The 23,592-nt window shown below is 33.3% G+C and carries 24 protein-coding genes and 4 tRNA genes; 22 read left to right on the top strand and 6 right to left on the bottom strand.

Going from position 1 to position 23,592, the window contains the following annotated elements:
- The 6 genes from LS72_RS10875 to LS72_RS07665 all read left to right on the top strand — a co-directional run.
- On the top strand, nucleotides 1-2,588 hold a 2,588-nt coding region (locus tag LS72_RS10875; protein ID WP_414458067.1), incomplete at its 5' end, for a hypothetical protein.
- Entirely contained in the window at nucleotides 2,581-3,012 is a 432-nt protein-coding gene (locus LS72_RS07685) for a hypothetical protein (RefSeq protein ID WP_034555191.1), read from the top strand. The genes LS72_RS10875 and LS72_RS07685, both read left to right, overlap by 8 nt.
- Nucleotides 2,999-3,241 carry a hypothetical protein gene (locus LS72_RS07680; RefSeq protein ID WP_034555190.1) on the top strand — a complete coding sequence of 81 codons (243 nt, stop codon included), beginning with the start codon at nucleotides 2,999-3,001 and terminating at the stop codon, nucleotides 3,239-3,241. Before LS72_RS07685 ends, LS72_RS07680 begins: the two co-directional genes overlap by 14 nt.
- A gap of 348 nt (nucleotides 3,242-3,589) precedes the next feature.
- A complete protein-coding gene (locus tag LS72_RS07675) occupies nucleotides 3,590-4,141 on the top strand; it encodes a hypothetical protein (RefSeq protein ID WP_034555187.1) in 552 nt (183 codons plus the stop codon).
- Nucleotides 4,142-4,143: 2 nt separating this feature from the next.
- The gene (locus LS72_RS07670; protein WP_138155243.1) at nucleotides 4,144-6,588 is read left to right on the top strand and encodes a hypothetical protein; all 2,445 of its coding nucleotides are present in this window, start codon (nucleotides 4,144-4,146) and stop codon (nucleotides 6,586-6,588) included.
- A complete protein-coding gene (locus LS72_RS07665) occupies nucleotides 6,575-7,333 on the top strand; it encodes a hypothetical protein (protein ID WP_034553916.1) in 759 nt (252 codons plus the stop codon). The genes LS72_RS07670 and LS72_RS07665 overlap by 14 nt, the downstream gene beginning before the upstream one ends.
- A gap of 202 nt (nucleotides 7,334-7,535) precedes the next feature.
- Here the strand turns inward: LS72_RS07665 and moaC are convergent, their stop codons facing one another.
- A complete protein-coding gene (moaC, locus tag LS72_RS07660) occupies nucleotides 7,536-8,021 on the bottom strand; it encodes a cyclic pyranopterin monophosphate synthase MoaC (protein WP_034553917.1) in 486 nt (161 codons plus the stop codon).
- 214 nt (nucleotides 8,022-8,235) lie between these two features.
- Between moaC and hypD the strand changes: the two genes are divergently transcribed.
- From hypD to LS72_RS07610, 11 genes are all read left to right on the top strand, one after another.
- A complete protein-coding gene (gene hypD / locus LS72_RS07655) occupies nucleotides 8,236-9,348 on the top strand; it encodes a hydrogenase formation protein HypD (RefSeq protein ID WP_034553918.1) in 1,113 nt (370 codons plus the stop codon).
- A gap of 89 nt (nucleotides 9,349-9,437) precedes the next feature.
- Nucleotides 9,438-9,800: an aspartate 1-decarboxylase gene (gene panD, locus LS72_RS07650; RefSeq protein ID WP_034553919.1), complete on the top strand. Its 363-nt coding sequence runs from the start codon at nucleotides 9,438-9,440 to the stop codon at nucleotides 9,798-9,800.
- The gene (locus LS72_RS07645; RefSeq protein WP_034553920.1) at nucleotides 9,800-10,111 is read left to right on the top strand and encodes a YbaB/EbfC family nucleoid-associated protein; all 312 of its coding nucleotides are present in this window, start codon (nucleotides 9,800-9,802) and stop codon (nucleotides 10,109-10,111) included. The genes panD and LS72_RS07645 overlap by 1 nt, the downstream gene beginning before the upstream one ends.
- Nucleotides 10,111-11,193 carry a DUF7488 domain-containing protein gene (locus tag LS72_RS07640; protein WP_034553922.1) on the top strand — a complete coding sequence of 361 codons (1,083 nt, stop codon included), beginning with the start codon at nucleotides 10,111-10,113 and terminating at the stop codon, nucleotides 11,191-11,193. Before LS72_RS07645 ends, LS72_RS07640 begins: the two co-directional genes overlap by 1 nt.
- The gene (locus LS72_RS07635; protein WP_034553923.1) at nucleotides 11,162-12,031 is read left to right on the top strand and encodes a polyprenyl synthetase family protein; all 870 of its coding nucleotides are present in this window, start codon (nucleotides 11,162-11,164) and stop codon (nucleotides 12,029-12,031) included. Before LS72_RS07640 ends, LS72_RS07635 begins: the two co-directional genes overlap by 32 nt.
- 1 nt (nucleotide 12,032) lies before the next feature.
- Complete coding sequence (surE, locus tag LS72_RS07630; RefSeq protein WP_034553925.1) at nucleotides 12,033-12,815, top strand: 5'/3'-nucleotidase SurE; 783 nt, start codon at nucleotides 12,033-12,035, stop codon at nucleotides 12,813-12,815.
- Complete coding sequence (locus tag LS72_RS07625) at nucleotides 12,812-13,486, top strand: tRNA threonylcarbamoyladenosine dehydratase (protein ID WP_034553927.1); 675 nt, start codon at nucleotides 12,812-12,814, stop codon at nucleotides 13,484-13,486. Before surE ends, LS72_RS07625 begins: the two co-directional genes overlap by 4 nt.
- On the top strand, nucleotides 13,486-13,641 hold the full coding sequence (locus tag LS72_RS10870) for a hypothetical protein (protein WP_194145575.1): 156 nt from the start codon (nucleotides 13,486-13,488) through the stop codon (nucleotides 13,639-13,641). Before LS72_RS07625 ends, LS72_RS10870 begins: the two co-directional genes overlap by 1 nt.
- A 3-nt stretch (nucleotides 13,642-13,644) precedes the next feature.
- Nucleotides 13,645-14,526: a carbon-nitrogen hydrolase gene (locus LS72_RS07620; RefSeq protein WP_034553929.1), complete on the top strand. Its 882-nt coding sequence runs from the start codon at nucleotides 13,645-13,647 to the stop codon at nucleotides 14,524-14,526.
- Nucleotides 14,519-15,082, top strand: coding sequence for a class I SAM-dependent methyltransferase (locus LS72_RS07615; RefSeq protein ID WP_034553930.1), 564 nt, complete (start codon nucleotides 14,519-14,521; stop codon nucleotides 15,080-15,082). The genes LS72_RS07620 and LS72_RS07615 overlap by 8 nt, the downstream gene beginning before the upstream one ends.
- The gene (locus LS72_RS07610) at nucleotides 15,075-16,418 is read left to right on the top strand and encodes an MATE family efflux transporter (protein ID WP_034553931.1); all 1,344 of its coding nucleotides are present in this window, start codon (nucleotides 15,075-15,077) and stop codon (nucleotides 16,416-16,418) included. The genes LS72_RS07615 and LS72_RS07610 overlap by 8 nt, the downstream gene beginning before the upstream one ends.
- A gap of 195 nt (nucleotides 16,419-16,613) precedes the next feature.
- Here the strand turns inward: LS72_RS07610 and LS72_RS07605 are convergent.
- The 4 genes from LS72_RS07605 to LS72_RS07590 form a co-directional block, all read right to left on the bottom strand.
- Nucleotides 16,614-16,701 (bottom strand) — tRNA-Ser (locus tag LS72_RS07605).
- 21 nt (nucleotides 16,702-16,722) lie between these two features.
- Nucleotides 16,723-16,797: transfer RNA gene (locus tag LS72_RS07600), tRNA-Cys, on the bottom strand.
- A 5-nt stretch (nucleotides 16,798-16,802) separates the two neighbouring features.
- A tRNA-Leu gene (locus LS72_RS07595) sits at nucleotides 16,803-16,889 on the bottom strand.
- A gap of 24 nt (nucleotides 16,890-16,913) precedes the next feature.
- Nucleotides 16,914-16,988: transfer RNA gene (locus LS72_RS07590), tRNA-Gly, on the bottom strand.
- 128 nt (nucleotides 16,989-17,116) lie between these two features.
- Between LS72_RS07590 and LS72_RS07585 the strand changes: the two genes are divergently transcribed.
- From LS72_RS07585 to radA, 5 genes are read left to right on the top strand one after another with little or no spacing between them, the layout of a single operon-like run.
- Complete coding sequence (locus tag LS72_RS07585; RefSeq protein ID WP_034553932.1) at nucleotides 17,117-18,121, top strand: DUF3298 and DUF4163 domain-containing protein; 1,005 nt, start codon at nucleotides 17,117-17,119, stop codon at nucleotides 18,119-18,121.
- 15 nt (nucleotides 18,122-18,136) lie between these two features.
- A complete protein-coding gene (locus LS72_RS07580) occupies nucleotides 18,137-18,742 on the top strand; it encodes a TlpA family protein disulfide reductase (RefSeq protein WP_238700769.1) in 606 nt (201 codons plus the stop codon).
- 3 nt (nucleotides 18,743-18,745) lie between these two features.
- The gene (gene ftsY / locus LS72_RS07575) at nucleotides 18,746-19,633 is read left to right on the top strand and encodes a signal recognition particle-docking protein FtsY (protein WP_138155242.1); all 888 of its coding nucleotides are present in this window, start codon (nucleotides 18,746-18,748) and stop codon (nucleotides 19,631-19,633) included.
- A 1-nt stretch (nucleotide 19,634) separates the two neighbouring features.
- Nucleotides 19,635-20,396, top strand: a complete 762-nt coding sequence (locus LS72_RS07570) for a class I SAM-dependent methyltransferase (protein ID WP_138155241.1) — start codon at nucleotides 19,635-19,637, stop codon at nucleotides 20,394-20,396.
- A gap of 50 nt (nucleotides 20,397-20,446) precedes the next feature.
- A complete protein-coding gene (gene radA / locus LS72_RS07565) occupies nucleotides 20,447-21,793 on the top strand; it encodes a DNA repair protein RadA (protein ID WP_034555310.1) in 1,347 nt (448 codons plus the stop codon).
- A 175-nt stretch (nucleotides 21,794-21,968) separates the two neighbouring features.
- Here the strand turns inward: radA and LS72_RS11400 are convergent, their stop codons facing one another.
- The gene (locus tag LS72_RS11400) at nucleotides 21,969-23,585 is read right to left on the bottom strand and encodes a hypothetical protein (protein ID WP_238700768.1); all 1,617 of its coding nucleotides are present in this window, start codon (nucleotides 23,583-23,585) and stop codon (nucleotides 21,969-21,971) included.
- Nucleotides 23,586-23,592 lie beyond the last annotated feature (7 nt).

Here is a 23,592-nt window from a genome sequence, read left to right as displayed (position 1 = left end):
GGGTTAAAGATACTATTAAGTCTTATCATTCTAAAAGCTCCTCTACTTTCTTTGGGCTTTCTAAGAGAGAGTTTAAAGAAACTTCTTTGAAAGAGCAAGCACAATATGCTTTAGTCAATAGTGATGCTAATCTTTCTTTAAAGGCTTTATCCTCTTTAGTCTTAGAGGGTGTTAGGCTTAATGCTAAGGGAATATCTTTAGGGGCTAAGACTTTAGAGATTAAGCCTTTAGTGTTAGAGAGTATAGAGACTAAAGAATGGAGTAAAGGAACTTTATTATCCCCTAGCTTTTATCAAGAGAGTTTAGAGAGACTTTCTCTAGCTCCTTCTTTTATAGAATCTAAAGATTTAAGTATTAATGCTTTAAACACTACTATTAAAGCTTCTAATATAAAGGCTAGGGATGTTAGTATTAATACCCAAGCTTTAGATTTAATGTCTTTAAAAAATAGGGAGACTAAAAGCTCTTTTAGTTCTAATGCTTCTTCTTTCCTTTTAGCTAAAAATACTAAGGAGGGATCTATAAAAGAAGTAGCTATTCCCTCTACCCTTAGCTTTAGTAATAGCTTTGTCTTTAATGGTAGGGATTTAAGTAAAGAAGTTCAAGAGTTAAGTAAAGGCTTAAATAATGAAAGTCAAGAAAGCCTAACTCTCTCCTCTGAAATGCCTTTAGCTTTAGATTCTTCTATGGTCTTTTCTAAAGCATTTTTAGAGAATAAGCAATGGAGTGAGAGGAGTAAGTCTCTTACTCCATTAAGTCTTCTACTCTTACAAGCTGCTTTAGCTTATATAAGTGCTGGGATTAATCTACCTATTCATTCTACCTTTGTCTCTAGTGTTGCTAAAGGTTCTATGCAAGGTGCTTTAGGTAGTGGGGTTTTTCAAGTGAGTAATAAGCTAATAGATTCTAAGAATGCTTTATCTTTTAGGAGTTTTACTAAAGATACTCTAGGGGGAGGATTAAAAGCAGGGATAGGATTACTTCCTCTTAATCTTTCTTTGGTTGAAGGGATAGAGACTCTACCTCTTAGAGAGATTGTTTTAAATGCTAGTGTTGATACTTTAATTTATAACCAAGGACTTAAAGAATCTCTTTTAGAATATTCTTTATTGGCTTTAGGTAATAGTCTTTATAAAGGTGTAGGGGATATAGCACAGATACAAAGTATGAAAGGGAATAATCTTTTTAAAGAAGGGGGATTAGGTAAGGTAGTGCTTCATAGTGGTGTAGGAGGAGTAATGGCTTCTTTAAAGAATGAAAACTTTTTTAAAGGGGCTTTAATCTCTGGGATACATGAGAGTATTGCTCCTTTAAGGGGGAATCCAATAGAAAATAAAGAAAGAGAGGTTTTAATCTCTAAAGTTTATGGGGGAGTAGTAGGGGGATTATTAGGGGGTAATTCTCTTATGGCTTTAGGGAGTGCTTTAAGTGAGAGTGCTTTAAGAAATAATGCGATGATGCATTATGGGGATAGGATAATGATTGTAGATACAATTAATAATGGAGTGGGTATTGAATTAACACAAGAGGGGTTAGAAAAAATAGAGGAATATGCTAAGATGGGATTATATGGTATTACTAAAGATAATGCTTATGGTAAAGATGTCTATGTATTCAAAGGTTCTATGATGGAGGAGTTAAAAGATTTTATTAAAGATACAAGGTATGTAAAAGAAGCTTTGGATTTAAATAAGGAAGTAGAAAAAGAAAGGTTTATAGCTAAAACGGATTTAAATTTTATAGATCTTAAATATCTAAAGAAAGATGTTAATTTTATAGATTCTAAATACTTAAATAAAGATTCTAAGAATGTAGGCTTTAATAATAATTCACAACCTAAACTTGTAGTGGCTACAGGAATTTCTACAGATGAAGCAAGAGCTAGAGAGATTGGTTTATTTACCCAACAACTTTTTCAACAGGATATAAAAGTAATACATAATAAGACGCATAGTTTTTTAGGAGTTAAGGGAGCTAGAGATATTATAGAGTATAAATCTAAAAAATTCTCTACAGGAGACTTTGCAACTGCTCATGAAATGCAACAATTACCAGAGAATTCTGTATATATGGGGCATAGTGGAGGAAGTGGAGATGCTTTAGATGGAATGGTTGTTAATGCTATTCAAGGGGGTAGGACTCCTATTCATGTTGTGGCTCTTGGTTCTCCAGAGAGAAAGGAGGATTTTATAAAGGTTGGTAAGGAAGTGGGGGTGAAGTCGGTGAGTATGTTTAATAATCCATTAGATCCGGTGGCAAATCCAACAGGTATTGCTTTAGATATTGTTGGAAATGCAATTGTGGGTGCTTCTAGGGGTGGAGCTATGGGTGAGAATATAGGTAAAACTATGGGTGGAACTATGGGTGGAACTATGGGTAAAATTATAGGCACAACCATGGGTGGAATTAATGGTGCAGTTTTAGGTGCAAAAGATGTAATTGGTAATATTCGATTTAGACTAGAAAAATACCACTCTTTTGAATCTCATTTTGAAAACCCAGAATTTCAACTCCAACAAACCATTCAAAGATTATTAATGCAAGATGCAATGAAAGGGATAAATGAAAAAGGATTAGGTGATGATTAAAATAGGAGGTTTTATGAAGTTTGAAGTTATCGCTACGATGGTGTATTTCATTACTATATTGTATTATACGCTCATAGAAGCAGCATTACTCTTTTTAGATTTTCTTGTTAATGGGCATACTACTATTGTTAGTGTTTTTATTGTCTTAATTTTTTTTATTCATCTTATATTCCCCCTACCCCTTGCTATTCGTGCCCATAAAAACAAAAGGAATATAAAAAAATACTTTCATCTTTGTTATATGGTATTTGCACCAATGTTACTTGTTTTTTTTGCCTATGGCTATGATACTACTACTAAAGACATTAACTCTATTGTTTTTCTTACAATGATTATAGTTATACTCTCTATCCCTCCTTTATTTGTATTAAGAAATTGTTATTTATGGTATAGGGATAAAAAGGTAAGTTATGATAGCTACTAATTTACAGACAAGCGGTGCAATGGGTCTTCTAGGTGGGGCTATAGGTGGAATTGTAGGTGGGGCTGCGAGCAGTCTTGGTGTTTCTGCACTTAGACTAGAAAAATACCACTCTTTTGAATCTTATTTTGAAAACCCAGAATTTCAACTTCAGCAAACTATTCAAAGATTATTAATGCAAGATGCAATAAAAGGGATAAATGAAAAAGGATTAGGTGATGATAAAGAGTAGAAATTATCTAGTTGTTATACCATTCTATGCATTGATTCAAATTTCAAGCTTCTTATCTATACTTTCGGATACTTTTATAGTATCACTTAGTGTTCTTTTGGCAGTCTTTTGCTTTTTTTATTTTTTTAACAAAAGATATGTGTTGTATAGGATTTTATCCATTATCATTACTTCATTAGTAGTATTTCTAGCCCCTCTTTTTTCTTTAGATTATATTTCTGATAAATTAGATTCTCATTTAAAAGCATTTTATTTTTTAGTTTCGCTCATTTGCCCACCAATAGCTACTAATACCTCTCTATTCTTTTCTAACTTCTATCAACATAAGAATAAGTAAAGGATTAAATTATGATAACTAATAGAGATTTTGCAATAACTTGTATATTAAAATACTTCTTAATCCTTAGTTTTATAATTACTTATAGTATCACTAATGAATATATTTATAAAGCTAATAATATAAATGCTGTTACAAATACTAATACTCCTCATAAGCTCATCTCTATTGATTCTCCAATAGCAGAGAGTGAATTAAGGGATATTGCTAATACAGGAGGGGAGTTTATGCAAGTGATTTATCGTTATGAACCCGAGAAAAAGAATGTAAAATACACAAAGACTTTGGGTTTGCTTCTAAGTAATAGTATTATCGTAGGCTTTATCGGAGGCATTATCATAAGCATGATCAATGGTATTATCGGAGGTATTATCATAGGTATTATCGGAGGTATTATCATAGGTATTATCAAGGGTATTGCTAAAAGAAAGATACTAGGAACTATGCTAGGAACTATGCTAGGAACTATGCTAGGAGCTATGCTAGGAGCTATGCTAGGAGCTATGCTAGGAGCTATAGCAGGAGTTGCGGTAGAGCTTATAAATTTATATGATAAGCAGTAACTATGCATAGGGTTAAAGATACTATTAAGTCTTATCATTCTAAAAGCTCCTCTACTTTCTTTGGGCTTTCTAAGAGAGAGTTTAAAGAAACTTCTTTGAAAGAGCAAGCACAATATGCTTTAGTCAATAGTGATGCTAATCTTTCTTTAAAGGCTTTATCCTCTTTAGTCTTAGAGGGTGTTAGGCTTAATGCTAAGGGAATATCTTTAGGGGCTAAGACTTTAGAGATTAAGCCTTTAGTGTTAGAGAGTATAGAGACTAAAGAATGGAGTAAAGGAACTTTATTATCCCCTAGCTTTTATCAAGAGAGTTTAGAGAGACTTTCTCTAGCTCCCTCTTTTATAGAATCTAAAGATTTAAGTATTAATGCTTTAAACACTACTATTAAAGCTTCTAATATAAAGGCTAGGGATGTTAGTATTAATACCCAAGCTTTAGATTTAATGTCTTTAAAAAATAGGGAGACTAAAAGCTCTTTTAGTTCTAATGCTTCTTCTTTCCTTTTAGCTAAAAATACTAAGGAGGGATCTATAAAAGAAGTAGCTATTCCCTCTACCCTTAGCTTTAGTAATAGCTTTGTCTTTAATGGTAGGGATTTAAGTAAAGAAGTTCAAGAGTTAAGTAAAGGCTTAAATAATGAAAGTCAAGAAAGCCTAACTCTCTCCTCTGAAATGCCTTTAGCTTTAGATTCTTCTATGGTCTTTTCTAAAGCATTTTTAGAGAATAAGCAATGGAGTGAGAGGAGTAAGTCTCTTACTCCATTAAGTCATCTACTCTTACAAGCTGCTTTAGCTTATATAAGTGCTGGGATTAATCTACCTATTCATTCTACCTTTGTCTCTAGTGTTGCTAAAGGTTCTATGCAAGGTGCTTTAGGTAGTGGGGTTTTTCAAGTGAGTAATAAGCTAATAGATTCTAAGAATGCTTTATCTTTTAGGAGTTTTACTAAAGATACTCTAGGGGGAGGATTAAAAGCAGGGATAGGATTACTTCCTCTTAATCTTTCTTTGGTTGAAGGGATAGAGACTCTACCTCTTAGAGAGATTGTTTTAAATGCTAGTGTTGATACTTTAATTTATAACCAAGGACTTAAAGAATCTCTTTTAGAATATTCTTTATTGGCTTTAGGTAATAGTCTTTATAAAGGTGTAGGGGATATAGCACAGATACAAAGTATGAAAGGGAATAATCTTTTTAAAGAAGGGGGATTAGGTAAGGTAGTGCTTCATAGTGGTGTAGGAGGAGTAATGGCTTCTTTAAAGAATGAAAACTTTTTTAAAGGGGCTTTAATCTCTGGGATACATGAGAGTATTGCTCCTTTAAGGGGGAATCCAATAGAAAATAAAGAAAGAGAGGTTTTAATCTCTAAAGTTTATGGGGGAGTAGTAGGGGGATTATTAGGGGGTAATTCTCTTATGGCTTTAGGGAGTGCTTTAAGTGAGAGTGCAGAGAGATATAATAGGGAATTGCATTATGATGATTATGTGGTAGCTACAGATGGTATTGAGGATAATAAGGTAGTGCAATTAACTAAGGAGGAGTATGAATGGTTAATGAGTAATAAGGGGGCATTGGGGGAATATGAAATGGGAATAGGAGAATATGGAGTAATTCAAGCTGGAGCACCCCATTATGTCCCTAAAAGCTTCTATGATAATCGTTTGATTATCTATAAGAATCCTATTACTAAAGAATTTACTAATAAGGATTTAAATTTAAATAATCCTAGAGACTTTGAAACTTTAAGGAGGAGGACAGATATGAGTTATGAAAATATTAATAAAGGGACAGATATTATATATGTAAATGGAATGCGTAATACTTTAGAAGATGCAAGGAATAGTGCTAATCTTATACAAAGAGATTTTTTAAATAAACAAGTAGGAATAGTGAATAATGCAACAGGAGGAATTGTTAATGATGTTTTAGAGTATTCTAGTCCTTTGAGTGTAAAAGATTCTTTAAATGCTTATATGTTGCGACAAATGACTAAAGATTCTGTTGTCATTACTCATAGTGCAGGGAATGAGGATATTTATAAGGCAAACTATTTAAATGCTCTTATGAAACTTAAGACTGATTATAAGCTTATCTCTATAGGCTCTCCTAAATCAAAGAAAGATTTAAGAGAATCTACTAATGCAGTAGGGGCGGAGTTGGTAAGGCAAGTGAATGATAGTAGGGATCCAGTGGCAAATCAATTAGGTGCTGCTTTAGATATTGTTGGAAATGCAATTGTGGGTGCTTCTAGGGGTGGAGCTATAGGTGGAATCATTGGTATTGGTGGTGGAATTGGTATTACTTTTCATAAACTAGATGAATATCACTCCTTTGAATCTTATTACAATAATCCAGAATTTCAACTGCAACAAACTATTCAAAGATTATTGATGCAAGATGCAATGAAAAAAGTGAATGAGAAAGAATTAAGTAATGATAAAGACTAGAAAATATGCAATTATAATCTTACTCTACGCATTAGCACAATTTACAAGCACTTTGATTATGAGAACCCCCAATTCTCTTGCAGTATATATTAGTTTTTGCTTTACCTCTCTTTATACTCTTTATTTTTATAAGAATAGGCAAATATTAGATTGGGTTTTAAGTATTAGTATTCCTTCACTAATTCTTTTTCTAGTGATTTTTATAGTTTCTACTTTCTTTGCAAATTATAGTGCTGATGAGTCAATTGTTAGGGAATTAAATAGAATTTTTATGCTTACATTTCCTTTATTAAACTTTTTATTTATTTTATCCCTTACTTTTGCCTTGATTTTGAAATGGATTGGTGAAAAACGACCCTATGATTGGTTTATAGCAATTACTTTTTTTATATATTCCATTATTGAAATAATTTATGGACTTATACTCTCCTTTGCATTTGTATTAACGGGCTATAACTCTACTACTTATTATGATATTATTTTTTCTTATTCATTCGTTTTTATTTATTTTATCCTCCCCTTGATTCTTACCATTCACGCTCATATTAACAAAAGGAATATAGAAAAATATTTTCATTTGCTTTATATGGTGTTTGCACCAATATTACTTGATCTATTTATGATACCCTTAAAAGAGGCATCCTTTCTTATTCTTTGTATCCCTCCTTTATTTGTGTTAAGAAATTGTTATTTATGGTATAGAGATTATAAAAGAAAACAAGCTATCAGAGAGGATAAGGATTAGGTTATGATAAGAATTAGCATTTATTTAATGAAACCTAAACTCAACTATTTCTTGATCTTTAGCTTTATTTTAGCTCATAGTGCAGGGAATAAAGATATTAATAATGCAAACTATCTTATGTTAGTTTTAGGGCTTAAGTGTTATTAAAAAATTTCTTTAATTGCTTTAATGCTTCTATATTAGTGATTAGTTTTTTATTCTTTTATGGTTTAGGAGTATTAACACGCACATATCCACTTTTTCCTCCGCTTTTCTCTACAAGATAAATTTCACTTAAAACCATACTTTTATCAATCGCCTTTACCATATCATAAATAGTTAATAATCCGATATTTACCCCCATTAATGCTTCCATTTCTACCCCTGTTTGTCCGCTACTTTTAGCCCCCACTTCTACTATAAAAGCTTTTTCATCATTATTTTCTTGAATATCACATTTTACCGAAGTTAAATAAAGAGGATGGCACATAGGGATAAGCTCACTAGTCCTCTTAGCACCCATAATAGCAGCAATTATTGCAGTTTGCAATACAGGACCCTTTTTGACTTTATTTTCAACCACTGCTTTAAATGCTTCTGCAGACATAGTAATTTTGCCTCTTGCTACTGCTTCTCTTAAAGTAATATCTTTAGAAGAAACATCTACCATATTAGGATTGCCCTTTTTATCTAAATGTGTTAATTGCATATCCTCTCCATTACTTAATAAACTCTATCTTAGCATTATAACTCACCCTTTATATATCACCCCTTAGATTACCAAACTCCTAACGACTCTTATTTACCTCAAATACAATCTAAAACAAAATTTCCACATCACAATTTCTATTCAAATCAAAAATCTTTAAAATATAGATTGCTATAATCTAAAAAGTTATTATTTTCTCAAAAAGTGCTTAAAGATGAATCCTTATATTAGCAATTATCGTAATAGTCAAAAAATTCAAGAATCCTTTCACGCCATAAGGCTTTTAAGCAAAAAACTGCCTAAGCCTATTAAAATTATGGAAGTTTGTGGTGGGCATACCCATACTATTATGAAATACGCCCTCCCCCAACTCCTCCCTGATAACATTGAATTTGTGCATGGTCCAGGTTGTCCAGTTTGCATTATGTCAAAAGCTAGAATCGATTGTGCTTATAAAATTGCTTCTTGCAAAGATGTAATTTTAGTAACCTTAGGAGATATGATAAAAGTTCCCGGTAGTTTTGGGAGCTTACAAGAAGCTAGAGCTAAGGGATTTGATATTGTTTTTGTTTATTCTCCTTTGGAAGTGCTTAAAATCGCACAAAACAATCCCAATAAAAAAGTTGTTTATTTTGCCATAGGTTTTGAAACGACTACACCAATGACTGCTGCATTATTACAAAGCGTGATAAAACAAGGTTTAAAAAATGTCTTTTTTCACATTAATCATGTCCTAGTCCCTCCGCCACTAAAAGCTATCTTAAGCGCTAAAGATTCTCAAATTGATGCACTTTTAGCCCCATCACATGTAAGTGTTATTACAGGTTCAAAAATCTATGAACCCCTTGTAAAAAAATACCAAATACCCATTGTTGTATGTGGTTTTGAACCCGTAGATGTCGGAGAAAGCCTCATTTCTATTTTAAACCAAATCATTACCAAAACCGCCAAAACAGAAACGCAGTATGCAAGAAGTGTAACCTATGAGGGGAATCTAAAAGCACAAGAGATTATCTCACAATATTTCACCTTAGAAGATAGTTTTCATTGGCGTGGGCTTGGGGAAATACCACATTCTTCTTTGAAGTTAAAAGAGAAATTTCACCCCTATGATGCTAATATTATTTTTCAAGACTACTTAGGAGGAATCCCAAAAGATGAGCATAAAGGCTGTATCTGTGGAGAGATTTTAAAAGGTGTTAAAAAACCTTATGATTGCAAACTTTTTGGAAAAGCCTGTAATCCTCAAAACCCTTTAGGGAGTTGTATGGTAAGCAGTGAAGGGGCCTGTGCGGCATATTTTAAATATGAGGGATTAAAGCTTTAGCCCACTTGAGAGATTTTTAATGATTTTTATATTTTATGCAATAAATATGCTAAAATTCAATATGTTTATTTATATTTTAAGGGAACATTTTGAAAGTTTCTATGCTTTATAGCAAAATCCATCGTGCTTATGTAAGTGACGCTAATTTAAATTATAATGGTTCAATCACTATTGATGTTGAACTTATGAAAGCAGCAGAACTTTATGAGGGGCAAAAGGTTGATATTGTAAATATCAACAACGGAGAACGATTTACTACTTATGTGATTGAAGGAAAAAGCGGTGATATTTGCCTCAATGGTGCAGCTGCTAGAAAGGTGCAAATAGGAGATAAAATCATCATAATAGCCTATGCGCAATTTTCTAAAGAAGAATTAAAAAATTATCAGCCTAAAATTGTGCTTGTTGATGAAAAAAATAAAATTATTCAAATCAAAAAGGAGTTAAGATAATGTTTGACCCGCAAGAGTTAGCCAAAACACTAGGAAACCTACAAGAAAAACTTAGTGACGCACAAGAAAAAAGTAAAAATCTCACTTTTAATGCTAAAAGCGGTGGCGGATTAATTAATGTAACTGCTAATGGGGATGGGGAGATTATTGATATTACTATTGATGATTCTTTATTAGAAGATAAAGAATCTTTGCAGATTCTACTAATAAGTGCTATCAATGATGTTTTTAAAAGCGTAGAATCTAATCGAAAAAATATGGCTATGGGTATGCTTGGAAATTTAGAAAATTTTCCTTTTAAAGGGTTATAATGAAGTATTTAATGGGATTTTTTATATCACTCTTTGTTGTATTTTCACAACTTTTTGCTTATGATTTTCAAGCCTGCCAAGATAAATCAAAACTCTCTTTAGAAAAAATTGGGAATGATTATGCTGTTGCTATAGAATCGCTAAATGATAAAAAAAGTAAGCTATTTCTCTACTCACCTAGAACCACCCCCAAGGGTTATAATATCTTAAAGCACGACCCCTTTGTAGGAATGTATCTTTTAGAATCTAAAAAGAATCTCACACCTGTTACCTTGCGAGAAATCACTCCTCAAATATTAGAAGAAGAAATTGCGAGTATCACGCCACAAGATAATATAAGTGGAAAAATCCAAACCCTTATGCAAAGCCCCATTGACTTTGCAACCCTTAATATTCCAACCTTTAGTAATAGCTTAATTAGCACAATTTGCGATCATATCTATGGTATAGGGATTGGGGAAAACAAATTTATAGAAAAGAAATATTTAGAAAGATTTTTAAAAAGCGATTCTATTTATTATGGAGATATTGGCATACGCGTCTTTGAAAATAGCAATGATAGGGTAGAAGTGGATATTATTGATCCCTTTTTTAAAAACAACCCTTTTGAATATGGGGATATTATTATGATGATAAATGGTGAAGCCATTGGCAATGTTAGTGATTTTCATCGTGTAGTCTTTGATTTAGAACAAGATTCTATAATACCTGTAAGGATTGAACGCAATAAAGCTATTATTAATGTAGAAGTTGAAGTTGATAAAAGACGCGGGGGATTACTCCTACCAGAGGATTTTTTAGGACGCATTGGGATTGAAATTTCTAACAATTTTACAATTACTTCTATAGCACCAGATGCCTCTAATGGATTTGAACAATTAAAAGTCGGGGACAAAATTTTAAGCGTTAATAAAAAAAATGTCCCACAAGGTTATGATGCCATCATTAGATTATTAGGAGAATTTCCTGACCAACAACAAAAATGGCTAGTTGCTCGTGATGATTTTTATTTCTTTTTAGAAGTCAATAAAAAAGATGATGATACCACCAATGAAACTGAAGAAATTAGAGAATATTTTTAAGAGTTTTGAAACTTATATCCTAAAAAATCCTCCAAAAATTCCGAGTTTTCACCCTTACTATGAAAAAGCTTTATGGGAAATGCTCCAAAGCGGGGGTAAAAGATTCCGCCCTAACCTACTTTTAAGCGTTGTATATGCTCACTGCCCAAAACAAATTAAAAATGCCTTTGCCCCTGCCCTTGCTTTAGAGGTATTGCATACCTATTCGCTCATCCACGATGATTTACCCTCTATGGATAATGCAAGTTTAAGAAGAGGCATACCCACATTACACACTAAATATGATGAAGTTGGGGCTATTTTAGTAGGAGATGGATTAAATACCCATAGTTTTTATCTCATTTCTACTTCCAAACTTAAAGCAAAAATAAAAATAAAGCTTATTCAATCCTTAAGTTATAATGGAGGTATTTTTGGTATGGTATTAGGACAAACTTTAGATTGTTATTTTGAAAACCAAACACTCTCTTTAGATAAGCTCCAAACCATCCATCTAAATAAAACAGCAAAACTTATCGCAGCTGCTTTAGAAATGGGGGGTATTATTTCCCAATGTGACAAAAAAACTTTAAAAAGCCTTTACACACTAGGCTTAAATTTGGGATTATTTTTCCAAATACGCGATGATATTATTGATATTACCCAAAGCACTAAAGAAGCTGGAAAAACCACACAACAAGATGCTTATAAAAATAGTTATGTGAATCTATTAGGTTTAGAAAAAGCTAAACAAGAAACTCTAAAACTCCAATCACAAATCCAAAAACAATTAAACTCTCTAACACCTCAAGTAAGAGAAACTTTACAACTACTACTAAAAGATTATTTTAAGGTATGAAATGAAAAGAATCTTAATTACCAATGATGATGGTTTTAACTCTGTGGGACTTCAGGCATTAAGAGAAGCTTTAAACCCTTTAGGACAGATTACAATCGTAGCACCAGCAACAGAAAAATCGGCTTGCGGACACGGAATGACTCTTACTAAGCCCTTGCGTTTTATAAAAATTGATGATGATTTTTATAAGCTTGATGATGGGGGACCAACAGATTGTATCTATCTCGCACTTCACGCACTTTATGATGAGAACTTCAAACCCGATTTAATCGTAAGCGGGATTAATCTTGGCTCTAATATGGGAGAAGATGTGAGTTATTCTGGAACAGCTAGTGGGGCAATGGAGGGTGTATTACACGATATTCCCTCCATTGCTATTTCACAAGTTTTACAAGATCAAAATACCTTTGGTTTTGATTTTACACTCGCTAAAGAAACTATTGCCTCTCTTGCTAAAAAAGTCCTCTATCAAGGTTTTCCTCTACAATCTAGGGAGTTTCTTAATATCAATATCCCCCCTATTGCAAAAGAAAAATGCAAGGGGATACAAATTACCGAGCTTGGGATTCGTATGTATGGGAATGATGCACATTTGCATCGCAACCCTCGCGGAGAGGAATATTATTGGTTAGGATTACACCCTCTCTCTTGGCAAGAAAGAAAAAATGGTAAGATTTCAGACTTTAGTGCCATTAAAGAGGGTTTTATCTCAATTACTCCCATTACACTTGATTTTACTGCTAGAAACCGCCTAGAATCCTTACAAAACTGGATACAACAATGATACAAAAACGTTTTAGTAGAACTTTATTACTTTTCAAAGAAGAGGGATTTTCTAAACTCCAAAATGCAAAGGTTCTAATTCTTGGCGTAGGTGGTGTTGGTAGTTTTGCCCTAGATTGTTTATACCGCACAGGTATAGGAAACCTCTGCATTATAGACTATGATTGCTTTGATGAAACAAACCAAAATCGACAAATTGGTGCTTTTGAAGGTATTGGGCAAAAAAAAGTAAAGATTTTAAGTAAAAAATATCCGGGCATTGAAGCCATAGACACTAAATTATCCTATGATTTTATTCAAAGTTTTGATTTTAATGCCTTTGATGTCGTCCTTGATGCCATTGATGATATACCCTCTAAAGTTTTTCTTGCCCTTAAAATTGCTCATCAAAAAGGTTCTTATCCCACTTTATTTTCTTCTACAGGAAGTGCTAAAAAACTTGATCCATCAAAAATCCAATGTGCTAGCATTTGGAAAAGTTATGGAGATAAGTTTGCTAGAAAATTCCGAGAAAATTTAAAAAAACAAAAATTTCGTGGAGATTTTAAAGTTGTTTTTAGCCCTGAAGAACCAAAATGTAAAGAATTAGGAAGCTTTAGCGGTGTAACAGCAAGCTTTGGTTTAAGACTTGCTAGTGAAACTATCTCGATAATCTTAAAAAGGAAAATATAATGAGAATCTACACAAAACCCTATGAGGAAGATGACAATGAAGAGTTTGAAGAAGAATACGAAGATTATGATTCTGCATACAAAGATAATGATAAATTTCTTTATGATGAGGATGATTATGATAGTGGAGAAGATGATTATGAGGGAGAAGATTAATCAATGCAGACTATAAAAGTTGCACTTATACAACAAGCATTCCAAGGAAGTAAAGCTATGACTATGCAAAGAAGTGCAAAAATGATAAAAGAAGCAGCACAAAATAACGCACAACTTATAGTGCTACAAGAATTACACACTACAGAATATTTTTGTCAAAGTGAAAATACAGATTTTTTTGATTATGCTCTAAGTTTTCAAGAAGATTGCGAATATTTTAGTCAAATCGCTAAAAACAATAAAGCAGTACTAGTTACCTCCCTCTTTGAACCTCGAACAAGTGGTCTTTATCATAATACTGCCGTTGTTTTTGAAAAAAATGGAGAAATTGCGGGTAAATACCGCAAAATGCATATTCCCGATGATCCGGGATTTTATGAAAAATTCTATTTTACACAAGGGGATTTAGGCTTTACGCCCATAACAACAAGCTTGGGTAAGCTTGGAATTCTTATTTGTTGGGATCAATGGTATCCTGAAGCTGCAAGGATTATGGCATTAAAAGGTGCTGAAATTTTAATCTACCCTACGGCTATTGGCTGGTTTGATGAAGATACTAAGGAAGAAAAAGAGCGACAAAGAGAAGCTTGGATTGCGATACAAAGGGGACATTCCATAGCTAATGCAATTCCTGTTATCGCTACAAATCGCGTAGGTTTTGAAGAAGATAAAAGTGGCACTTTAAAAGGGATTCGCTTCTGGGGTTCTAGCTTTGCCTTTGGAGCACAAGGAGAACTTTTAACCTTAGGAAGTGTAACTAAAGAAGAAATTTTATATTTTCAATGGAATAAAAGTCAAACTGAAACAATTCGTAGAATCTGGCCATTTTTACGCGATAGACGCATTGATTCCTACCAAAGTCTCTTGAAATGTTTTGATGACTAGTGATAAGGAAAAGTGGGATTATCGCCACGCTAATAACCAAACCCCAACTAACCCACTAGAGCTTTTAGTGCAAAATATTATCTTTGCTAAAAAAGGTAAAGCTTTAGATATTGCTTGTGGAATGGGAAGGAATAGTCTTTTTATGCGTGATAGTGGATTTATTGTTGATAGCGTTGATATTTCTCCTTTTGCAATCTCTCATTTACAAAATCTCCCTAATATCAACCCTATATGTGCAGATTTAGATACTTTCATAATCCCAAAAAAGAGTTATTATTTAATTTGCAATAGCTTTTTCTTAGAAAGGAGATTATTTCCCTTTATAATACAAGGGTTAAAAAAGGGAGGGATTTTAATCTTTGAAACCTTTGTAAAAAACGATAATGAAACCTATAATGCTCCCATTACCAACCCTTCACATTTTTTACGAAAGAATGAACTTTTAAAAGCATTTTTAGATTTAGAAATACTCTTTTATGAAGAAAAGCCCACCCAAATCCTTAATAACCAATCCTCCACCTTTGCTGTTACTGCAAGACTTGTAGCCCGTGCTTAGAAAATACTTTCATTTTTACTCTACACAAAGAAGCAAGAAAATATTACATATTGCTATCCCCTCGGGCTTAAACTCTCTTTTAGATATTATCAATATCTCCATCGATCTTTTTTTAATCGGCATTTTTGGGGCAAATGCTATTGTAGCTGTTGGAGTAAGCTTGAACTATATTTTACTTGCCTTTGCTTTTACTACAATTATTTTTGTCGGCAATAGTGCATTAGTTTCACGCTTTTTAGGGGCTAACAATAAAAATGCTGCTAATGAAGTCGTTGTGAGCTTGACTTTTGCTTCTTTGTGTCTCTCTATCCCTTTAACCACTCTTGCTTTTTTAGGCTTTACACCTTTTTTTGAATGGATTAATATCTCTAAACAAGCACAAGAAATTGCATACTCTTACCTTTCCATCACGCTTTTTAGTATTCCGCTTTTATTGATAAAGCAAGTGAGTATTTCTGCTTTCTCCGCTGCAGGGGCAACTAATATCCCTTTTATGATTAAAATCTTCATCACACTCCTTAATCCTCTTATTAAATATTCCTTTATCTTTGGGTTTTTTCTTATTCCAGCCTTTGGGGTAAAAGGTGCAGCAATAGCGACTTTAATCGTTAATATTTTAGAGACTTTAGCTTTACTTTTCTGCCTTATATTTTATAAAAAAAGCCCATTATCCTTAAAGGGTAAAATCAATTTTAATTATATTAAAAGGGCTTTAATAATTGGAATCCCATCAGGTTGTGAAAGGCTTTTTACACTTTTTGCCATTATTTTAATGACAAAATTTGTAGCCCTCTATGGGACTTATGATTTAGCCGGTTATCAAATCGCTACAAGAATAGAAGGATTTGCATTTATGCCAGGATTTGGCTTTATGATAGCCTCCATGGTGCTTATGGGGCAAAATCTTGGGGCTAAAAAACCTTTAGAAGCAAGATATAGCACTTTAAATGCTCTGTTTTTAGGAGGGGTTTTTATGGGCGTTATTGGGATTATTATGAGTATTTTTGCACCCTTATTTTCAAGCTTTTTTAGCAAGGATTTAAAAACTATTGAAGCAAGTGTCCGTTATCTCATACCTATAGGAATCTCACAAATAGCCTTTGCGTATATTTGCATCTTAGATGGTGCCTTAAGGGGTGCTGGTATTACTAAAATTACCTTAATAGTTAATGGCTTAATGATTTGGGGGATTCGTGTAATTCCTTGTTATTTTATAGCTACATTGAAATATCCTATCATTTATATTTATATTTGTATTTGTTGTGAGACTTTTTTACGCGCTTTTATCTATTGGAAAATCTTTCAAAGCGGAATTTGGAAACACCATAAAGTTTAAAGGTAAAAGAGATTTATAATTAAAATTAGGGTAAAGATATTAGGGTTTATAGATAGTTTAAGGAATGTTTGTTATAGACTTCATTTATTTTATAGCCTACAACAAAAGGGATTGTCCAATCAAAAAACCCTCAAAGCCATTCACAAACTTTAGACTATCTTTATGTTTGCATTACTTTGAAATATTATACGCATATGGCCGGGAGAGAGGGATTCGAACCCCCGGAGGTGTTACCCTCAACGGTTTTCAAGACCGCCGCTTTCGACCACTCAGCCATCTCCCGTAAAATTAATAGAATATAATGTGGAGGCGACACCCAGATTCGAACTGGGGAATCAAGGCTTTGCAGGCCCATGCCTTACCGCTTGGCTATGTCGCCTTAAGTGGTGCCCGGAGCCGGACTTGAACCGGCACGAACGCAGTGTTCGAGGGATTTTAAGTCCCTTGTGTCTACCATTTCACCACCCGGGCAAAGATTATTTCAATGTTTTAAAATGGAGCGGGAGACGGGGATCGAACCCGCGGCCCCAACCTTGGCAAGGTTATGCTCTACCACTGAGCTACTCCCGCAAAAATAAGCTAGGAATTATAACAATGCTTTTTTTAAAAATCAAGGAATTGATAGGAATTTTGTAAAAAAATGATAGAATCCCATTTTTTAAGTATTAATGAGGAAAATAAAATTAAAAAGGAGTAATATGCGAATTTATAAAATTATTTTTCTTGCATTTTGTTTTATTTTTTCAACGCTTCATAGCTATGCCACCCAAAGTGAAATACCGCAAGAAATTACTTACACAACTTATTTATTGAATAAGCACAAGCTCTTTATTGCAAACTCTGCAAAAGGAATATTTTTTGCAGGGATACAAGGAAAAGATTCTCAAAATTGTTTATTAGACGAAGAAATACCGCTTAAAAATGGTAGCTTAAAATGTGGAATCTATAGCTTTAAAGTCCATAATGGTAAAATTGAAGAAACACACAATTTACTTATTCAAACAAGCTTTAGCCTAAAAGCACAAGAAGCCATTTATGAATACCCTAATTATCCAGACAATAAAATTTCAATCCTTTTTCAATGTTCAACAGATAGTAAAATTCAAAAACTTCTAGAGCAAATGTATGAAAAAAATTTTTCTTGTGGAAGTGGGAAAGAGCTATTTTATGAAAAGGCAAAAGCTTCTATGCAAGAATATATCAAAAATGCTAATACCGACAAGAAAGAAGCTCAAGAACTCTTAAAATACTCCCCATTAGAAGATAATGTTATGGATACGCTTGTTTATTTTGATGATGAACTATTAGTTTTTGAAAGAAGTAGTTATTTATATACTGGAGGAGCACACGGGATGCCAACCAAACAAGGCATTATACTCTCAAAAAGCCAAGGGCTAATACCTATTGATAAAAATATAAACTTGAATAATCATCAATTAAAAACGCTTCTTTGGAAAAAATATAGAGAATATCTCAAAAGACTTCCCAAAGAAACTCCCCCACCACAAACTTATATAAATTTTGAAGACTTTAAAGTTTCTGATTCAATTTTATTAGATTATGATGGAGTAATATTCCTCTACCAACCCTATGAAATTCTGCCCTATTCTTATGGCATTATAAGGCTAAAAATCCCCTTGATAGCATTAAAAAATTTCGAAGATTTTAAAAATTCTGTTTTTGAATATCTACTTAAACACTAACAACAAAGGACAGCAATGAAACACATAATCTTAACTCTTAGCATTTTACTTCTTTTTATTGCTTGTGATAATACCAAAACTGCTAGCGGTGATAAGACTAAATCCTCCAACCTTAAAAAACTCACCTTAGAAGATACACAAAAAGGCAAACTTACTATCCAACAAATCACAAAAAATAATGGCAATTTTAAAAATATTGACCCCAAAGAAGAAGAAATCTTTAAAAATTTCATCATTACTTCTGATACCAAAAATATCAAAATTTTATTCTTTTTCACAACCTGGTGTGAGCCTTGTGAAGGAATAATACCACATTTAGAAAACTTACGCCAACAATTTAATGAAGCAATCTCCATTTATGGAATCCCTATTGATGACTTCATAGAAAATTCTGATGACTTCAATCAAGTCTTAGAAGTATTTGCTAGGGAAAACAACATCCAATTCCCTATAATTGTAGATTCTAAGAGACTAAAATTCCTGCAAACCCTTAATGGCATTGAAGGTGTGCCTTTATTAGTTCTTTATGATAAAAATGGCTCTTATATTATTCATTATCTAGGGGCAGTCCCTGAAGAAATGATTGAATTTGACCTCTTAGAAAAGATAGAAAAAAGGTAAGGAATGTTTGGGATATTCAAAAAAACTTTAGAAAAAACCACACAAAATATCAAAGAGCTTCTACCTAAAGCACAAACAAAGCTCCCCAAAGAAGCATTAGAGGAGATTCTTATTACTGCAGATATGGATTATGATTTAGTAGAGATGATACTCTCCCCTTTAAGCCAAGAAATTAGCAAAAATGAGCTTGAAGTCGCCTTACTTAGACTTTTTAGGGGGGAGAGCTATTATGATAAAGTGCAAATTAAATCTGTTGATGAAAAACCTTGTGTAGATCTTATTGTAGGGGTTAATGGAGCGGGCAAAACCACAACTATTGCCAAACTTGCTAATATCTATAAAAAACAAGGCAAAAGTGTAATTTTAGGTGCTGGGGATACCTTTAGGGCTGCAGCTATTGAGCAATTAAGCTTATGGGCAAATAAACTAAATATCCCAATTATTGCTTCAAAAATCGGGCATGACCCCTCTGCAGTTGCTTATGATACTATCACTTCAGCCATAGCTAAAAAAATAGATAATGTGCTTCTTGATACCGCAGGACGATTACATAACCAAACCAATCTGCAAAATGAATTACAAAAAATACTCCGAATCTGCGATAAAGCTAAGACAGGTGCTCCCCATAGAAAAATACTTATCCTAGATGGCACACAAGGCACTTCAAGCCTACAACAAGCCAAAGTTTTTAGCCAGAGTCTAGGAGGCATTGATGGGGTGATTATTACCAAGCTTGATGGGAGTAGCAAGGGAGGAGCAATCTTTAGCATTATCCACACTTTACGCACACCAATCCTCTATATTGGCACGGGTGAGAGCCTTGAAGATATTATTACCTTTGATGAAAATCAATATATTCAAACAATTTTAGATTCTATTTTTGAAGATTAATATGAAATTCAACATAAAATCAATCCCCCCCCCCCACACACTATTATGTAAATGCTGTGCAAACCAAGCGTTGTTGTTTGATGTTTGCGATTTTAATAAAAGTCCGACAAAAATAAATTTGTGCGGGATCCCTATTTATTATTATCACTGTTCTTTTTGTGGTTTCGTCTTTACTTGTGCTTTTGATAAGTGGAGCAATGAGGAATTTTCACATTTTATTTATAACCAAGATTATACCTACTTTGACCCAGATTATCTTGAGGTGCGTCCGCAATCCAATGCCATTTTATTACGGGATAACTTGAAGATGGAGCGGAATTTAGATGTTTTAGATTATGGCTGTGGCAATGGCAAAATGCTTGAAATTCTCCGTCAAGATGGATATAAAATAGAGGGTTATGATGCTTTTAGTGATAAATTCAAAACTAAACCTACGAAAAAATACGATGTAATTGTCGCTTTTGAAGTGGTCGAGCATATTAGTGATGTTTTTAAGACATTCCAAGAAATTTTTGAAATGCTAAAAGAAGAGGGAGTGTTTTTATTCTCTACCTTACTGCAACCGCAAAATATCTTAGATATAGGCACACACTGGTGGTATATTACCCCAAGAAATGGACATATTTCTATTTTTACACAACAAAGTTTAAGGATTCTTTGTCAAAGGATTCATTGCGATTATGAAATTTATTCTTTTAGCGAGGGATTACATTTGATATTTAACAAAAACTATCCGCCTCATTATTTTTTAGGCATTCAATGATTTTGTAAATTTTCTAAGAATGCGTTATGATTCCACAAAAAGTAGGGAATATGGCGAAGAAAAAAATACAAATCTTTGAATGCCAACATTGTGGCTTACAAAGCCCAAAATGGTTAGGAAAATGTTCAAATTGTGGTGCATGGGAGAGCTTTTTAGAACTTAAAGAAACGCATATCCAAAGCCTACAAGCATTGAATGATACCTCTAAAGCTATCCCCATTACAGAAATACAAGATGAAACATTCACGCGTTTTAGCTCTCAAGAAAAGGAACTTGATATTGTTCTTGGTGGCGGAATTGTCGTAGGGGGGATGTATCTTGTAGGTGGAAGTCCGGGCGTTGGTAAATCCACTTTGTTATTAAAAATCTCTAGCAATCTAGCTAGTGATGGAAAAAATGTTTTATATGTAAGTGGAGAGGAGAGTGCCTCCCAAATCCGAATGCGAGCAGAACGATTAAAGGCTATGAATCCTAATCTTTACTTGCTTAATGAAATTAAATTAGAATCCATACTTACAACCATCCAAAACAAAGAGCGGGATTATACAATGCTAGTTATTGATAGTATCCAAACCCTCTATAGTGAGAAAATCACCTCCTCTCCAGGTAGCGTCTCACAAGTGCGTGAAGTTACCTTTGAGCTTATGCGTTTAGCCAAAAATTATGGAATTTGCGTTTTTATTATAGGGCATATCACTAAAGATGGCTCTATTGCAGGTCCTAGAATCTTAGAACATATGGTTGATTGTGTCTTGTATTTTGAAGGGGATTCCAATAGAGAACTTAGAATCTTAAGAGGCTTTAAAAATCGTTTTGGAAATACCAGTGAAGTGGGTATTTTTGAAATGAAAAGCAATGGTTTAGTGGGCGCTAAAGAAGCTTCAAAACTCTTTTTCTCCCAAAAGACTGCTAGTCCCGGAAGTGCCTTAAGTGTAGTTTTAGAGGGTAGTAGAGCTTTAGTTTTAGAAGTGCAAGCCTTAGTGAGTGATTGTGCATATGGAACACCTAAACGTTCTTCTACAGGATTTGAAACCAATCGCCTCAATATGATTTTAGCTTTGTTAGAGAGAAAACTAGAAATTCCGCTTAATCGCTATGATGTTTTTATCAATATCACCGGTGGCATTAAGATCGTAGAAACCGCTGCTGATTTAGCCATCGTTGCAGCCATTCTTTCAAGCTTCCGCAACAGAGCAATCTCTTCACAAAGTATTTTTATCGGGGAAGTAAGCTTAGTAGGCGATATAAGGGAAGTCCCAAATATCGAACAAAGGCTAAAAGAATCCCTCTCACTAGGGATTAATAAAGCTATCTTACCTAAAAAACCCACCCAACACCTCAACATTAGATGCTTTGAAGTGCAAGAAGTTACAAAAATCTTAGATTGGATGGAGTGAGATCAATATTATTTTTTCTTTGCTAAAAATTCCTTGCGAAACCTCCTAACATCAAAAAAATAAAATTTCAAAAGCCCGCCACACCAAAAACTTTTATAAGCCCTTCACTAATCTAGGGGGTTAATAACAAACTGCCCTTTGCAGGGCATTCCCTTTTTCTCCCTAAACTCCCTCTTTAACTTACGCACTTCTTTGAAGAATGTGATGTAGGCAAATAAAGGTGCAAATATTCGCCCCCCCCCCCGCTAGAATCAGCTTTTATGAGTGCTTCCCCTAATTGATAAGAAAGTGTATTTTTTATTTTTAAAGCATCTTTATAATCTCTATAAGATTCTAAGGTAGGAAGTTTTAAACTAGGATTCTTTTTTATCTTTTCTTGATATTCTTTTTGTTCTTGTTTATGTTTATCTTTGATATAAGATAATACATAAGGCATTCTTATATATCCCCATAGGCTTTTAGAGTTTAAAATCAAAGCTTGTCCTAGTTTATAAGAAAGATGAGATTTAATGCGGGAGGAGGCAGAATAGAAAGATGGCATACTAAATTTCAAATTAGATTCCCTATATAGGTTAAAATAAGCATATTTCTGATGAATGTTTGAGTTAAAAGATAAAAAACTATTACTAACTTCTTGTCTTAACGCTCCATTAGTCCATATATTTTTCTTTTGCAAATAAAATTCTGCTCCATTTTCTAATCCATCAATGCAAACTATTTGTGGAAAGCTTTTATCGGCTTTAAACCCAAGCAAAGTCCTCATTATATAAGCCCTACGATTAGAAAAAACCAAATGAGAACTAAGGATGATTTTAATACATTCCAAAAATGAAACATAGTCTTCACCAATAATAACCTTATCAACTTCTTTTAAGTCTTTAATAACATTGATAAATTCTTCTCCATATTTTCTAGCCACCGTGGAATCATAGCTTATATTAAGTCCCAATAAATGCTTTTTAGCAAGTGGATGTTGCTCTAATACTCGGTGAGCCGTTTCAAAACCATCACTAATAAAATAAATCCTTGCTTTATGAAAGTTTAATTTCAATTTTTGGATAAAATCTTTTAAGGAATGATTTTTACGATACTCACCATAAAGCCATTGGGAACCTTTTTTATTTTTTAAATTATACCAACCATATTGCTTGTATTTATCCTCTCTTGCAATCCAATCCGTGCTAATAATATCCCCATTGGAATTTATCTCAAGAATACCACTATCACCTATTCTTTGATGAACGCAAATATTCATAGGAGAATAATCAACATCATCATAAAAGCCCTTCTTAGAAAGATTCTTTTGCAATGCCTGGGTAAATCCATTATCATACAAATCTATCCCAAGCTGGTAGGCAAATATTCCATAATCATTGGTATAAAACAAATTAATAGGGGCTATACATATTATAGAACCTCTAGGAGCCTTAGAGAATTGCATAATTAAAGATTCCATATCAAGCAACACATTATCAACCTCAATAATAAAAACTTCATCTCTAGCAAAATGCATAAAATTAATATCTTTTAAAAAATCTGCATAGAATCTATTCCTCCAAAAATAGGGAAATAACTTTATACAATTACTAACATCATCATAACAAGCAACTTTTGAAGTAATACCTTTAAACTCAAGTCCTAAAATCTGTGGGACAATAGATGATATACTAGCATTGGTAACAATATCTCCAAATCCTGAATTTACAATACAAGCAGCATAACCACTAATGGCTTTTTGTTCTAAAATTATTTGAATTTTTCCTAAATAGCTAAAAAGATCTCCATATTGCATCATACCT

Origin of the sequence: Helicobacter apodemus (assembly GCF_000765745.2) — a bacterium.
GTDB lineage: Bacteria > Campylobacterota > Campylobacteria > Campylobacterales > Helicobacteraceae > Helicobacter_D > Helicobacter_D apodemus.
The sequence above is the reverse complement of the archived record's forward strand: the minus strand, read 5'-3'. Positions and strand labels throughout refer to the sequence as shown.

What these genes read in the sequence shown, in the direction of transcription:
- LS72_RS07685 (WP_034555191.1), top strand. Translation starts at nt 2,581, where the DNA reads ATGATTAAAATAGGAGGTTTTATGAAGTTTGAAGTTATCGCTACGATG.
- LS72_RS07680 (WP_034555190.1), top strand. Translation starts at nt 2,999, where the DNA reads ATGATAGCTACTAATTTACAGACAAGCGGTGCAATGGGTCTTCTAGGT.
- LS72_RS07675 (WP_034555187.1), top strand. Translation starts at nt 3,590, where the DNA reads ATGATAACTAATAGAGATTTTGCAATAACTTGTATATTAAAATACTTC.
- LS72_RS07670 (WP_138155243.1), top strand. Translation starts at nt 4,144, where the DNA reads ATGCATAGGGTTAAAGATACTATTAAGTCTTATCATTCTAAAAGCTCC.
- LS72_RS07665 (WP_034553916.1), top strand. Translation starts at nt 6,575, where the DNA reads ATGATAAAGACTAGAAAATATGCAATTATAATCTTACTCTACGCATTA.
- moaC (WP_034553917.1), bottom strand. Translation starts at nt 8,021, where the DNA reads ATGCAATTAACACATTTAGATAAAAAGGGCAATCCTAATATGGTAGAT.
- hypD (WP_034553918.1), top strand. Translation starts at nt 8,236, where the DNA reads ATGAATCCTTATATTAGCAATTATCGTAATAGTCAAAAAATTCAAGAA.
- LS72_RS07645 (WP_034553920.1), top strand. Translation starts at nt 9,800, where the DNA reads ATGTTTGACCCGCAAGAGTTAGCCAAAACACTAGGAAACCTACAAGAA.
- LS72_RS07640 (WP_034553922.1), top strand. Translation starts at nt 10,111, where the DNA reads ATGAAGTATTTAATGGGATTTTTTATATCACTCTTTGTTGTATTTTCA.
- LS72_RS07635 (WP_034553923.1), top strand. Translation starts at nt 11,162, where the DNA reads ATGAAACTGAAGAAATTAGAGAATATTTTTAAGAGTTTTGAAACTTAT.
- surE (WP_034553925.1), top strand. Translation starts at nt 12,033, where the DNA reads ATGAAAAGAATCTTAATTACCAATGATGATGGTTTTAACTCTGTGGGA.
- LS72_RS07625 (WP_034553927.1), top strand. Translation starts at nt 12,812, where the DNA reads ATGATACAAAAACGTTTTAGTAGAACTTTATTACTTTTCAAAGAAGAG.
- LS72_RS10870 (WP_194145575.1), top strand. Translation starts at nt 13,486, where the DNA reads ATGAGAATCTACACAAAACCCTATGAGGAAGATGACAATGAAGAGTTT.
- LS72_RS07620 (WP_034553929.1), top strand. Translation starts at nt 13,645, where the DNA reads ATGCAGACTATAAAAGTTGCACTTATACAACAAGCATTCCAAGGAAGT.
- LS72_RS07615 (WP_034553930.1), top strand. Translation starts at nt 14,519, where the DNA reads ATGACTAGTGATAAGGAAAAGTGGGATTATCGCCACGCTAATAACCAA.
- LS72_RS07585 (WP_034553932.1), top strand. Translation starts at nt 17,117, where the DNA reads ATGCGAATTTATAAAATTATTTTTCTTGCATTTTGTTTTATTTTTTCA.
- LS72_RS07580 (WP_238700769.1), top strand. Translation starts at nt 18,137, where the DNA reads ATGAAACACATAATCTTAACTCTTAGCATTTTACTTCTTTTTATTGCT.
- ftsY (WP_138155242.1), top strand. Translation starts at nt 18,746, where the DNA reads ATGTTTGGGATATTCAAAAAAACTTTAGAAAAAACCACACAAAATATC.
- LS72_RS07570 (WP_138155241.1), top strand. Translation starts at nt 19,635, where the DNA reads ATGAAATTCAACATAAAATCAATCCCCCCCCCCCACACACTATTATGT.
- radA (WP_034555310.1), top strand. Translation starts at nt 20,447, where the DNA reads ATGGCGAAGAAAAAAATACAAATCTTTGAATGCCAACATTGTGGCTTA.
- LS72_RS11400 (WP_238700768.1), bottom strand. Translation starts at nt 23,585, where the DNA reads ATGCAATATGGAGATCTTTTTAGCTATTTAGGAAAAATTCAAATAATT.